We start from the raw sequence: 11891 nt of genomic DNA, 5'->3' as shown, positions 1-11891 counted from the left end.
GATTGGCTGATGCGATCGCTGTCGTACACGTCGAGCTGATCTTGATTCATCCCTTCCGAGAGGGAAATGGCCGCATTTCGCGTCTACTCGCGGGCGTTATGGCACTGCAGGCAGGCTGGCCCGAGTTGGATTTCACGTCGTGGGATGCGAATAAGGATGCGTACTTTGCAGCCATTCAGGCCGGTCTGGAGAATTACGAACCGATGCGGATGCTGGTCAAGCAAGTGTTACGCCAGACCGCCCAACAGGCTTCCGGTCGAGCTTCTCTTCAATAACGGAAATCGGCTCACCCGTCTCGATGGCAGTGGAGCTGGCCAAACTGCGCACGCGATTGCGTCGAGCCTTCACGGCGTCTTTCAGGTAAGGGTTCGCGCGGGACAAGGTATCGTTTTTCATGTACAGAGGATAACCCAAAAAGCCATGACGGCGCAGCACCAACGGAAGACCACCAGACCCGGAGCATCTGCGTACTCCGAAGCCAGGCGTGGCAGTGCCAAGACACCCGACAGTGCTAAGACCCGACGGGCGAAGAGGTCGACGACAAGTCGGCTATCCCGGGCCGGGGAGCGGGGGTTCGATCGTTTATGTGCATTCCTTATCCGGACACCGACTCTTACAGGCAACGGCTCAGGATCAGCGCCTTCAGATCGGCAAGGCTCGAACAGGCATTCAGGGTCTCCGCATCAACGCAGACCTTCGGCCCTTGATCAGTCATGCGAAACACCGCCGGAAGGGCGACCGAGAGGCCCGGTTCGCGGCGGTGGAGCTCATCGCGGTGCAGGAACTCGCATTCCGCGTCGATGGATGAGATGAAGTCTCGCCATTCGGCCTTTTCGGTCAGCAGGCCGTAGGTGATGGCGCACAGCCGGCACGCGTAGGTCTCGGGCGAGAAGAGTTTGTGCCCGATGTCGGCCAGGGTATTGAAGAGTCCGCTGTCGGCGTTGTAGACGAACAGCAGCCGCACGGGGCTTGTCTCAGGCATGCGGCTTCTCCCGCAACGGCAGCATCAGGAGCTGTATCGGCGTCTGCCACTGCGGGCCCTCGAAGTAGCCGATCCCGAAGCGGATCCGCTGGAGGTCGTCGCGCAGTCGGAAGCTCCCGAGGAGACGGTCCCAGAAAGAGAAGATGGTCCCGTAATTGGAGTTGGTCTCGACAAAGACCTCCGAGTGATGGACCCGATGCATCGACGGCGGCACCACCAGGATCCGCAGGCGCCGATCCCAAGCCTCGGGCAGGCGGATGTTGCTGTGGTGCAGGAGGATGACCGCGACCATCAGGGATTTGTAGAAGATCAAGGTCGCGAGACCGAGTCCGAGCGCCAGGATCACGACGGCGTTGAGCAGGATCGAAAGGGCGATCTCGCCGGGATGAAAGCGAAACGCGGTCGTGGAGTCCATCCGCGGGTCGGTGTGATGGACGCGGTGGAGCCGCCACAGCAGCGGGACCTCGTGGTTCGCGCGGTGCCAGATATACATCCAAAGATCGAACAGCATGAGGCCGGCAATCACGGCGATCGGAGCCGGCAACTCGGTCGCGTTCAAAAGGCCCCAGCCGCGCGTCTGCGCAAGCTCGATCGACAGCAGGATCAGGGGCGCCATCAAGGCACCGACCAATCCGCTGACGAGGGCGAGACCGATGTTCCGAGCCGCGTGAGACCAGCGTCCGGCGGCCTGGTCATAGAAGGGGATTACGCCCTCCAACGCGAACAGCGCCGCCAGAATCGCAAGGGCTACCCACTGGTCGATGCTCATCCTCGACCTCGCTCGTAGCGCTCTGCGAGCCTCGTCGGTGCTGCGCCGAGCAGGTAGCGCAGAATGAGCCCCGCGTTCATGAGTTGCTGTCGGACCACGCCATTGCGACGAAAGCGCACGGCGGAGGTCGTCATCACACCCGGAAGCTTCAGAACACGCACGCGACGTCGCGCACGACGCAGCAGCTCGACATCCTCGAACAGGGGCCACTCGGGAAATCCACCGAGGCGGTCGAAGAAGGGTCGCCGGATCAGGATCCCCTGATCTCCGAAGCTCGTGATGAGCGAGTCGAACCGCGAAAACCAGCCATAGACGCCGAGCAGCCAATGGGCGTCGTCGAAGCGCAAACGAAAGCAGGCCAGCTCGGTATCCTCCGCGGCGAAGGCGGACTGCGTTAGTGCGGCGGCCTGCCGGGGCAGGATGCTGTCGTCATGCAGGAAAAGCAGAAGCTCGCCCGCGGCGGCGCGGGCACCTGCGTTGCATTGCGGACCGCGTCCCGGGGTTGCGAAAAAGATCTGTGTCGCGCCTTCGGGCGGACCCGGGAGCTCGACCGGCCGAAGAGGATGCTCTCCCGTGAGGGCAACGACGACGATGATCTCGGCGTCCGGGAAGGCACGTCGACAGGCATCCAAACAGGGCTCGAGATGAGGACCGATGCGCCTGGTCGGGATGATGATCGAGAGGCTTGGCATGACGTGGACTGCTGCAGCGCACCTTTAGCGGACATGGCGGGAATCTGGCCTGCCCGACGCCGAAATCAACCCGCGAGATCGTCAAGGAAAACCGAGCAGCTTGTGGGTCTGGATGCTCAGACGCCAATGCGGCTTGGTCTTGGAGTAGGCGATCGCTTGGCGCGAATGCTCTTGAAGGTGCGGGCCATCCATGGGCTGCAGGAAGAAATGCTCGAACGCGAGGTGCTCGAGATCCTCCGGCGAGAGTCCGGGCTGGGGGAAGACGAACTTGAGCTCCTGACCGCTCTGCTGAACGAGATCCGCGCCGGCCTTCGGGCTGACGCAGATCCAGTCGACGCCGGCCGGGACAGACAGGGTACCGTTGGTCTCGAGGGCGATCTCGAAACCCTGCGCATGCAGCGCCTCGATCAAGGCGACGTCGAGCTGGAGCAGCGGCTCGCCTCCGGTCAGGACCACGAAGGGCCGCCCGCCGGAACCGGCGTGCTCGGACCAGGTCGCCCGGATCCGTTCGGCCAGGGTCTCGGAATCTGCGAACAGCCCGCCGCCTTCGCCGTCGGCCCCGCGAAAATCGGTATCGCAGAATCGACAGATCGCCGTCGCGCGATCCTGCTCGCGACCGGACCAGAGGTTGCAGCCCGTGAATCGGCAGAAAACAGCCGCTCGTCCCGCTTGCGCGCCTTCGCCCTGCAGCGTGTAGAAGATCTCCTTGACGCTGTAGCTCATAGCGGAAGTGCCGGCCCCAACGCGCCCCAACAGAGAACGGCGCCGCAGCCCGGGGTTTCGTGCAGGTCGATCCGATCCAATTGCGGCAGCGCGGCGGTGACCTCTTCGCGGATCCGCAGGAGCAGGTTGGCCGGATCGGCATGGCGCAGGTGCGGCAACAGGTCGAGCCGATGATGGTCGAGTCGGTCGTAGACCGGCTTGAACTGTCGCTTCACGTCGCCGTAGTCGATCGTCCAGCCGAGCACCTCGTCCAGCGGGGCGGTCAGGTGCAGTCGCATCAGATAGCTATGACCATGCAGACGGCGCCGTCGATCGCCCTCTGGCGCCTGGACAAGCTGCAGCGCGCTCTCGAAGCGCTGCTCCTTCCAGATCCGATAATGGCTACCGTCGAAGTGACAACCCGCGGTGGCCGTCTCGTAGATCGTCACGACGCACAACTGCGGAAAGACCGGTCGCAGTCGGCCCCAGATCCAACGCGCCAACATCTCGCTGGTCGGGTTCTCCAGACCGGGGATGTCGTTGAGGCAGGCGTGATCGAGCTCGGCGTACAGTGGCGCCCAGATGGCCTCTAGGCGATCGAAGTCGATGCCCATGTTGCTCCCGGCGAGATCCTGATTGGCGTGCAGGATCACCTCGAACCCGTGACCGTGCATGCGCCCGCACTGGTGGCCCTCGGGGACATTCGGCAAGCGGTGTGCGGCCTCGAAACGAAAGCGACGCCAGACATGCGCCTGCTCGAGGCCGTCCAGATCCACCCCCTGATCGCGGGTGCTCTGGACCCCGACCGACACGACACCCGGAACACCGAGATGTGCCCGCACCCAGCGCGCGAGATTCTCGTCGGTCGGAATCGGCAGGTGCTCGTTCAGATCGCTGTAATCGAGCGGCCCGATCGCGTCCGCGAGCGCCCGAACCAGCGACTCCGTCTCCCCGCCGGGAAAAGGCGCCCAATCGATCGGAAGCTCCGCGCGCACCTTGGCGACGAAGCCGTGCCCGTGCAAACGCCGCGACCGGTGTCCGGCAGGCAGAATGGAGACGCGCCGCGCGGCCTCGAAAGGGGCGGCGGCAACGTGAAACAACTGTTCACTCATGGGACGACGAGACCGAAACGAACGAGAAGTGGATCCGGGCACCCGGCATCCCCGAAGCCCTTGGCACGCAGCAGGCAGGAATCACACAGACCACAGGGACGGCCGTCCGTTCCGGGGTCGTAGCAACTGCTGGTGAGTCCGTAATCGACGCCGAGCGACAGACCTCGGGCAATGATCTCGGCCTTGGTCATCTGCATCAGAGGCGCGTGGATCTTGAGACTTTGACGCCCTTCGACCCCGGCCGCGGTCGCCAGGTTGGCCATCTGCTCGAACGCCTCGATGAAGGCCGGTCGACAGTCGGGATAACCGGAGTAATCCTGCACGTTCACACCGATGAAGATGTCCTCGGACCCGAGGGTTTCCGACCAGGCGAGCGCGAAGGACAAAAAGACGGTGTTGCGTGCCGGAACATAGGTGATCGGAATCCCCTCGCCGATCGCCCCGGCGGAACGTCCCTTGGGCACCGGGATGTCTGCCGTGAGCGCCGACCCGCCGAAACGTCGCAGATCGATCTCGACGATCGCATGGTCCGCGACCCCCAGCGCCGCGGCGACACGGGCTGCGGACTCGAGCTCGATGTCGTGGCGCTGGCCGTAGCTAAACGACAATGCATAGAGGGCGAACCCTTCGGATTTCGCGATGGCCGAAGCCGTCGCGGAGTCCAAACCACCGCTCAAAAGAACGACTGCCGGTTTCATGATCTTGGAAAGCGGAGAATGAAGGAAGGGCGCATCGGGCCGAGCCTAAGCCGACGCTCGACGCTCAGTTGCGTTCGTCCGCCGGCTGGACCAGCGAGCGGATTCGCGCCAGTGCGGTGTCGCCGACATCGGAGAACTCGATGCCGAGCAGCCAGCGCTCCTCGGCGGTGCTCGGTGAAACCCAGACCACGGAGCCGACAGCTTGAATCCCCTCCGGGATCTCCGGTGTCTCCATCTCGACCAGCAGTCGAGAACGCACGGCGAACATGCAATCGGCCCACACCTGCAGGCCTCCCTCGCTGATGTTGCGCCCGAGCACCGGGTACACCCCGGGGGCGCTGCTGCCCGCATCGGAGCGGAGTTGCATCAGGCAAGCGTGGCGCTCCCACGACACACGCTCGTAGCTCCGCCGATCCGCATCCGCTTCGCTGATCGCCATAGATACCTCAAACCGTCTGATCGGTCGAAACGCCGCACGGCACTCGTCCCGCCTGGACAGCAGAAAGACACTCGGGCGCCGGGAGGGGTGAATCGCTTAAACACAGTGACGCGCTAAGGATAGCGCTCGCTCGGGAGACTGTCGACCGGGCGTGAAGGGAACGCAAACGGCAGCGGACGGGGTCGAGATCCCTCTTGGCGGACGACTCGGAGCGGGATACGGAAGATCCGTCGATACGGAAAGGAAGACAACGGAGATGACGAGCAGGCCTTGGATTCCGGAGCCGATTGATGGGTGTCGGCCATGCTCGACGGCGCGAAACCGTAGAGCATAGCGCGATCCGAGAACGCGATTGCCGAGGCTACACGCGAATTCGATTCAGCGATGAACGAGTCCGCGATTGCTCGATCGCGATCGAGGGTGCTGATCGGGGAGCCGATCAGGCCCAACCAAAGCCCATCTGGAACACGACTGCATGGAGTGCCAAGGCAATGACCAACAAGAGAAAGAAGATCGGCATCAGCCATGTCGCGGGATTGAGAACCAGCCACACCTTCCAATCGTCTTCCGGGTTCTTCGGCTTTGCAATCTGGACGTCACTCATAATCTTGATCTCGTCAGAAGTCGGATTAGAACCAGGGATTGGCAGCGATCACGAAAAGGTGAACCAATGCAGCGATCCCGACGTAGGCGGTGTAGGTCACCTTGAACTGCTCATGAAACTCTTTTGCTTGTTGATCGGTAAGACCGGACAGAGACTGTGCCATGACTGTACTCCTTTGCTGGTTTTTATCGAGCACCGCGCGCCAAACCGACGCCGGGCGAGCGAAGAGGCTAGGCTGCCTCGGGAACCACGATCACTTCGACCGGAACCGGCACGACGGCGGGTGCGCCTTCCTCGGCCGGAGCGGCTTCGACCGGAGCAGCCTCGGCGGCAGGCGCGGCTTCGACCGGAGCGGCCTCAGCGGCAGGCGCGGCTTCGACCGGAGCAGCCTCGGCAACCGGCGCAACGGCGGCGGGCTCAGCGACCTTGCCGGATTCCCATGCGTTGCCCGGGATGGAGAAGGCGTACAGATGCACGCTCAACGCGATCACGAGAAGGGCAGCAAACATCGGAACCAACCAAACGGCCGGGTTGATCACCAGCCAAATCCGGTAGTCCTGCTGACTCGGCTTGTAGTTAAGAACGTTACGGAAAGCGTCTTGAAGCATGAAAATGATCTCCTCGACTTAGAACCAGGGATTGCTCGCAATGACGAACAGATGCACGAGTGCTGCGATCCCGACGTACGCCGTGTAGGTGACCTTGAACTGCTCGTGAAATTCTTTTGCTTGCTCCGGGGTAAGCCCGGACAGGCTCTTTTCCGGCTGTTGCTGCTGTGCGACGACAGGCTTCGCCTGTCCGCGAGCTTTGCTGCTGCCGGTCGGTGTTGAGGCGGGAGATTGCTGCCCAGCCATTGAGTTGGCCTCCTTACGGGTTGTGCCGAGGTCGCCGCTCAGGATCTGTGCGACGGGGGTACATTTGGCGAACACCGAAGCGGGAGCGGGAGCGGCCCGTTCGGCGCGATACATCCAAATACCACGGGATTTACATGTCATCCCAAGTGTCATATTAGCTTGACGCTTGGCAATGTCAACAAGATTTGACACATGAGCGATGGGGGCATGGCTGGGTTTTTGCCGCCTGCCTCCAGCTCTCAGCTCTCAGCTCTCAGCTTTGTGGAGCGGATTTCGCGGGATTCGTTAGAGGGAAGGCGCCGTGAGGCGTGGAAAAGTGTGTGGTTTGTCATCCCCGTCAAACATCTATATGCGGCGATAGGATGCTGATCGCTTCGAGTTTTCTTCAGGACGGGAAACTGCCAAATTTCTGTTCAGATCTCGCCGGAGCGCACGTCGAGCTTCTCACCGAAAACTGAAACGTGCCTGGAGAGTCGATCCCCCGACCTCGACCCGGAGGCCCGAAGCTGACGGCTGATAGCTGAAGGCCGGCGGCTGGAGGCTGGCGGCTGGCGGCAGAAAGCTAAAGCCCCAACCCCGCCGCGATCTGCCGAATCCGCTCGACCATGGCGACCAAACCGTTGCGGCGGGTCATGCTGAGGTGCTCGTCGAGACCGAGGCGATTGAAGAAGGCTTGTGCGTCGAAGGCGAGGATGGCGCCGGCTTTTTGGCCGGAGTAGAGCTGCTGCAGGAGGGCGATCAGGCCGCGGACGATGTTGGCGTCACTGTCGGCGAGGAACTCGATGACGTCTTGCGAACCGGGACGCACGCGGGCCGCCAGGTGGACGCGGCTCTGGCAGCCGGGCACAAAGGTCTCCGGCGTCTTCAGGGCATCCGGCATGGGTGTGAGACGCTCGCCGAGATCCATGATCTGTTGATGGCGCATCGGCCAATCGGGCAGAAGCTCGAAGATCTCGGCGATCTCCGCGGCGGCCGACTCGGGCGAGTCGGCGACCGCTGCCGGATAGAGGATCTCCGCGGGAGGCGTTGCGGCCGACCCCTTCCTGGCTGACGCGTCGCGAGCCGCGGAGACGATCTCGGCGAGCGCACCGGCGAGCCGCTCGACCTCGGCCTCGGTGTTGTAGACACCGAAGGAGGCCCGTGCGGTCGAGGCGATGCCCAGGCGGTCCATCAGTGGCTGGCAGCAATGGTGTCCGGTGCGGATACAGATGCCGCGCAGATCGAGCTGCATGCCGATATCCAGTGTACCGATCGGTGGATCGACCATGACCCAGGAGACCACGGCGGCCTTGTGCGGGGCGGTGCCCTTGATCTCGAGACCGGGGATCGCCGAAAGGCGCTCGGTGGCCGAGCGCAGGAGACACTGCTCGTGCGCGCCAATCCGCTCGAATCCGACCCCTTCGAGCCACTCAATGGCTGCGGCCAGTCCGACCGCACCCGCGATATGGGGCGTGCCGGCCTCGAACTTATTCGGCAGGTGCGCGTAGGTCGTCTTCTCGAAGGTGACCTGCTCGATCATGTCGCCGCCGCCCTGGTACGGCGGCATCGCCTCGAGCAGGCCGCGTTTCCCGTAGAGCACGCCCATGCCGGTCGGCCCGTAGAGCTTGTGTCCGGAGAAGGCGTAGAAATCGGCATCGAGTGCTTGGACATCGGTCGCGCCGTGGGCGACCCACTGGGCGCCGTCGATCAGGGCCAGTGCTCCTGCGGCATGGGCCTCCTCGATGATCGTCTTGATCGGATTGATGGTGCCGAGTGCATTGGAGACGTGGTTGACCGCGACCAGCCGGGTGCGCGAGGAGAGCAGACGACGATAGGCGTCCATGTCGAGCTCGCCGGCATCGTCGATCGGGATGACCCGGATGCGGGCACCCGTTGCCTCGCAGATCATCTGCCAAGGAACGATGTTGGAGTGATGCTCCAGATGGGAGAGGATGATCTCGTCGCCCGGCTTCAGATTGGCCCGACCCCAGGAGGCGGCGACCAGATTGATGGATTCGGTCGTCCCGCGCGTGAAGAGACACTCGACCGGCTCGGCGGCGTGCAGGAAGTGCGCGACGATCTCGCGCGCGTAGTCGTGCATCCGGGTGGCGTTGCGCGAGAGCTGGTAGACGCCGCGATGGATGTTGGCGTGGTATTGCTGGTGATAGTCGCTCACCGCCTGGATGACTTGCAGCGGCTGCTGCGTGCTCGCGGCATTGTCCAGATAGGCCAGCGGCTGATCGTGCACCCGGGTTGCGAGGATCGGAAACTGAGCGCGTAGGGCCGTCAGGTCCAAGGGCACGGAGGGTGCGGGGGTCGGTGAGAGTCGCGGAGTCATCTTCGGTTCAGTGCACTCGGATGTGGCTGTAGATGTCCAGGTACTGGCGTGCCGGTCGGCCCCATGAGCGGTCGACACGCATCCCGTTGATCTGCAGCTGGCGAAAATACTCGGGGTGATTCCGCCACAGATCGATCGCACGCTCCATGGCGGCGGCCAGGGCGGACTCGGTCAGGTCGTCGAAGAGATAGCCGTTGCGCTCCTCGAAGGGACGATCCGAGTAGTTGGCGTCGAAGACCGTATCGGCGAGCCCGCCGACCCGCCGTGCGATCGGGACCACGCCGTATTTCATCGCGATCATCTGGGTCAACCCGCAGGGCTCATAGATGCTCGGGATGAGGATCATGTCAGCGCCTGCGTAGATGAGATGGGACAGCTCCTCGTCATACGCAAGGACCAGGCGGCAATCCGGGTGACCCTCGGTGTCCTCCTGGAGTCGCCGGAACTGCTCGGCGACGACCGGATCGAGCGCGGCCCCGAGGAGCGCGAGCTGGCAGTCGAGCGCGCACGCATGCGCGATACCGAAACGCAGGAGATGCACGCCCTTCTGATAATCGAGTCGGCTGACGACGGCCACGATGGGTTTCTCGTCCTGAACGAGACCCAAATAATCCCGCAAGGCCCGGCGATTGACCTCCTTGCCGTCGAGCCGGTCGGCATCGAAGGGTTCGGGGATGTGGAGGTCGGTCGCGGGGTTCCAGCCCGCATCGTCGATGCCGTTCAGTACACCGCCGAACTTACGGTCATGGGTCTTCAGAACACCCTGCAGCCCCATCCCCTGCTCGGTGTTCTGGATCTCCCAGGCATAGCGCGGCGAGACCGTGTTGACGAAGTTGGAAAAGACGATGCCGCCCTTCATCAGATTCACGGCGCGCGGATTCGCCGGATCCTGGAGGCGGTCCGGCGTCATGAGCCGCGCCGGATCCAGGCCGACCTGACGCAGGATGGATTCGCCCACGACGCCCTGATAGCCGACGTTGTGCAGGCTGTAGCAGACACGCGCATCGGTCAGACCGAGCCGCTGGTACATCTCGAACAGGAGGACGGGCACCAGCGCAGTCTGCCAATCGTGACAGTGGATCACGTCCGGACGCCTGCCCGAGGTCAGCATGAATTCCAGCACGGCCCGACAGAAGAAGGCGAAGCGGTCCGCATCGTCGGCCTCGCCGTAGATGCGCCCGCGCTGAAAGAACCGATGGGGCGAGTCGGCCTCGATGAAGAAGCAGGTGATCCCGTCGACCTCGCCCGAGTCGACGCGACAGTCGATCCACCGATCGAAATAGGGGACGCGCAACCCTCGGCAGACCTCGCGGCGCCCCTCGATCAGATCGTGGCGCAGCGAATCATACCCCGGCAAAAAGACCTCGACCTCTTGCCCGAGCGCGAGAAGCTCGCGCGAGAGCCCGTGCACGACATCACCGAGCCCGCCTGCCTTTGCGATCGGCGCACACTCGGCGCTGACCATGGCGATATACATACCTTGATTCCCGATTGGTTTTTTGATGGCGGGGCCGCCGAAACCCTCGGACGCACCCACGCGCCGCATCGCCCCGCATGCGGGGTGATGCGGATGTCTTTCCCTACGCGGGTCTCAAGACGACTCGTTTCCGCCGCGCGCCGCAATATAGGCCAGCGCCTTGTCGATACGACGCAGCGTCGCGTCTTTGCCGACCAGCCGCAGGGTCTCGTCGATGCCGGGCGAGGCAGCGCGACCGACGATAGCGACGCGCAGGGGCTGGGCGACCTTGCCCATGTTGGTCCCCAGCTCCTCGGCGATTCCTTCCACGACGTGCTTGAGTCCCTCGAGCGTCCAATCCTCGTAGGCCATCAGCTCGAAGGCCGCGCGCAAGCGTTCGAGCCCTTCGCGGGCCACCAGACGCAGATGCTTCTTGGCGGACGCCTCGTCGAAGGTCTCGAAGTCGCGATAGAAGAAGGCGCTGATCTCGGCCAGCTCGGTCAGGGTCTTGGCGCGCGCGGCTTGAGCCTTGACGACCTCGATCAGATCGGGGCCGGTTGCGGGATCGATGTCGAGCCGGCCCATGTGCGGACTGAGAAGACGGGCGATCCGCGCCGGATCGGCATGATGCAGATACTGCTGATTCAGCCAATCGAGCTTGTCGGTGTTGAAGGAGGAAGCCGCCTTGTTGACGTCGCCGATCTCGAAGAGCTTGATCATCTCCTCGACGGAGAAGAGCTCCTGATCGCCGTGCGACCACCCGAGACGGACCAGATAATTGAGCAGGGCCTCGGGCAGATAGCCCTGATCGCGATAGGCGATGACGCTCACCGCACCGTGACGCTTGGACAGACGCGCACCGTCGTCGCCGAGGATCATGGGCACATGGGCGTAGCGCGGCGGCTCATGGCCGAGCGCACGCAGGATGTTGATCTGCCGCGGCGTGTTGTTCAGATGATCGTCGCCGCGGATGACATGGGTGATGCCCATATCCGAATCGTCCACCACCACGCTCAGGTTGTAGGTGGGCGCACCGTCGCTGCGCCGGATGACCAAGTCGTCCAGCTCGGCATTGGCGAAGACGACCCGCCCGCGGATCATGTCGTCGACGACCACGACGCCGTCGGCGGGGTTCTTGAAGCGGATGACGTGCGGCTCGCTCGGATCGACCTCGTGGCCGCGACAATGGCCGTCGTAGCGCGGCTTCAGACGCTGCGCCATCTGATCCTCGCGCAGCTTTTCCAGGCGCTCTTTGGAGCAAACGCA

General features: G+C 63.4%; 15 protein-coding genes. 1 reads left to right on the top strand and 14 read right to left on the bottom strand.

The genetic code is table 11. The annotated features are described in order from the left end of the window. Positions 1–275 (top strand): Fic family protein (locus tag VLR48_RS02075; RefSeq protein ID WP_325290188.1); only part of this gene is annotated, 275 nt, incomplete at its 5' end. Between the two features lie 338 nt (positions 276–613). Here the strand turns inward: VLR48_RS02075 and VLR48_RS02070 are convergent. The 14 genes from VLR48_RS02070 to gltX form a co-directional block, all read right to left on the bottom strand. Next, positions 614–982 (bottom strand): hypothetical protein, encoded by a 369-nt coding sequence (locus VLR48_RS02070; RefSeq protein ID WP_325290187.1) that lies wholly within the window; start codon positions 980–982, stop codon positions 614–616. Beyond that, positions 975–1751 (bottom strand): sterol desaturase family protein, encoded by a 777-nt coding sequence (locus VLR48_RS02065; protein ID WP_325290186.1) that lies wholly within the window; start codon positions 1749–1751, stop codon positions 975–977. The genes VLR48_RS02070 and VLR48_RS02065 overlap by 8 nt, the downstream gene beginning before the upstream one ends. After that, the gene (locus VLR48_RS02060) at positions 1748–2443 is read right to left on the bottom strand and encodes a glycosyltransferase (RefSeq protein ID WP_325290185.1); all 696 of its coding nucleotides are present in this window, start codon (positions 2441–2443) and stop codon (positions 1748–1750) included. The genes VLR48_RS02065 and VLR48_RS02060 overlap by 4 nt, the downstream gene beginning before the upstream one ends. Positions 2444–2524: 81 nt before the next feature. After that, positions 2525–3166 (bottom strand): 7-carboxy-7-deazaguanine synthase, encoded by a 642-nt coding sequence (queE, locus tag VLR48_RS02055; RefSeq protein WP_325290184.1) that lies wholly within the window; start codon positions 3164–3166, stop codon positions 2525–2527. Next, on the bottom strand, positions 3163–4257 hold the full coding sequence (locus VLR48_RS02050) for a 6-carboxytetrahydropterin synthase (protein WP_325290183.1): 1095 nt from the start codon (positions 4255–4257) through the stop codon (positions 3163–3165). The genes queE and VLR48_RS02050 overlap by 4 nt, the downstream gene beginning before the upstream one ends. Continuing rightward, positions 4254–4955, bottom strand: coding sequence for a 7-cyano-7-deazaguanine synthase QueC (gene queC, locus VLR48_RS02045; RefSeq protein ID WP_325290182.1), 702 nt, complete (start codon positions 4953–4955; stop codon positions 4254–4256). The genes VLR48_RS02050 and queC overlap by 4 nt, the downstream gene beginning before the upstream one ends. Before the next feature lie 64 nt (positions 4956–5019). Beyond that, positions 5020–5394 (bottom strand): PilZ domain-containing protein, encoded by a 375-nt coding sequence (locus VLR48_RS02040; RefSeq protein WP_325290181.1) that lies wholly within the window; start codon positions 5392–5394, stop codon positions 5020–5022. Between the two features lie 439 nt (positions 5395–5833). Beyond that, entirely contained in the window at positions 5834–5998 is a 165-nt protein-coding gene (gene pufA, locus VLR48_RS02035; RefSeq protein WP_325290180.1) for a light-harvesting antenna LH1, alpha subunit, read from the bottom strand. Positions 5999–6023: 25 nt separating this feature from the next. Beyond that, the gene (gene pufB / locus VLR48_RS02030) at positions 6024–6161 is read right to left on the bottom strand and encodes a light-harvesting antenna LH1, beta subunit (protein ID WP_093028681.1); all 138 of its coding nucleotides are present in this window, start codon (positions 6159–6161) and stop codon (positions 6024–6026) included. Positions 6162–6228: 67 nt separating this feature from the next. Next, the gene (gene pufA, locus VLR48_RS02025) at positions 6229–6606 is read right to left on the bottom strand and encodes a light-harvesting antenna LH1, alpha subunit (protein ID WP_325290179.1); all 378 of its coding nucleotides are present in this window, start codon (positions 6604–6606) and stop codon (positions 6229–6231) included. 18 nt (positions 6607–6624) lie between these two features. Beyond that, on the bottom strand, positions 6625–6750 hold the full coding sequence (locus VLR48_RS02020; RefSeq protein WP_093191812.1) for a light-harvesting protein: 126 nt from the start codon (positions 6748–6750) through the stop codon (positions 6625–6627). Between the two features lie 664 nt (positions 6751–7414). Further along, the gene (locus VLR48_RS02015) at positions 7415–9169 is read right to left on the bottom strand and encodes a SufS family cysteine desulfurase (protein WP_325290178.1); all 1755 of its coding nucleotides are present in this window, start codon (positions 9167–9169) and stop codon (positions 7415–7417) included. A gap of 7 nt (positions 9170–9176) precedes the next feature. Continuing rightward, positions 9177–10646: a glycogen synthase gene (locus VLR48_RS02010; RefSeq protein WP_325290177.1), complete on the bottom strand. Its 1470-nt coding sequence runs from the start codon at positions 10644–10646 to the stop codon at positions 9177–9179. A 114-nt stretch (positions 10647–10760) separates the two neighbouring features. Further along, on the bottom strand, positions 10761–11891 hold a 1131-nt coding region (gene gltX / locus VLR48_RS02005; RefSeq protein ID WP_325290176.1), incomplete at its 5' end, for a glutamate--tRNA ligase.

Source organism: Thiocapsa sp. (genome assembly GCF_035467215.1).
Lineage (GTDB): Bacteria > Pseudomonadota > Gammaproteobacteria > Chromatiales > Chromatiaceae > Thiocapsa.
The sequence above is the reverse complement of the archived record's forward strand: the minus strand, read 5'-3'. Positions and strand labels throughout refer to the sequence as shown.

What these genes read in the sequence shown, in the direction of transcription:
- pufA (WP_325290180.1), bottom strand. Translation starts at nt 5,998, where the DNA reads ATGAGTGACGTCCAGATTGCAAAGCCGAAGAACCCGGAAGACGATTGG.
- queC (WP_325290182.1), bottom strand. Translation starts at nt 4,955, where the DNA reads ATGAAACCGGCAGTCGTTCTTTTGAGCGGTGGTTTGGACTCCGCGACG.
- VLR48_RS02010 (WP_325290177.1), bottom strand. Translation starts at nt 10,646, where the DNA reads ATGTATATCGCCATGGTCAGCGCCGAGTGTGCGCCGATCGCAAAGGCA.
- pufB (WP_093028681.1), bottom strand. Translation starts at nt 6,161, where the DNA reads ATGGCACAGTCTCTGTCCGGTCTTACCGATCAACAAGCAAAAGAGTTT.
- VLR48_RS02040 (WP_325290181.1), bottom strand. Translation starts at nt 5,394, where the DNA reads ATGGCGATCAGCGAAGCGGATGCGGATCGGCGGAGCTACGAGCGTGTG.
- VLR48_RS02065 (WP_325290186.1), bottom strand. Translation starts at nt 1,751, where the DNA reads ATGAGCATCGACCAGTGGGTAGCCCTTGCGATTCTGGCGGCGCTGTTC.
- VLR48_RS02060 (WP_325290185.1), bottom strand. Translation starts at nt 2,443, where the DNA reads ATGCCAAGCCTCTCGATCATCATCCCGACCAGGCGCATCGGTCCTCAT.
- VLR48_RS02070 (WP_325290187.1), bottom strand. Translation starts at nt 982, where the DNA reads ATGCCTGAGACAAGCCCCGTGCGGCTGCTGTTCGTCTACAACGCCGAC.
- VLR48_RS02015 (WP_325290178.1), bottom strand. Translation starts at nt 9,169, where the DNA reads ATGACTCCGCGACTCTCACCGACCCCCGCACCCTCCGTGCCCTTGGAC.
- VLR48_RS02050 (WP_325290183.1), bottom strand. Translation starts at nt 4,257, where the DNA reads ATGAGTGAACAGTTGTTTCACGTTGCCGCCGCCCCTTTCGAGGCCGCG.
- pufA (WP_325290179.1), bottom strand. Translation starts at nt 6,606, where the DNA reads ATGCTTCAAGACGCTTTCCGTAACGTTCTTAACTACAAGCCGAGTCAG.
- queE (WP_325290184.1), bottom strand. Translation starts at nt 3,166, where the DNA reads ATGAGCTACAGCGTCAAGGAGATCTTCTACACGCTGCAGGGCGAAGGC.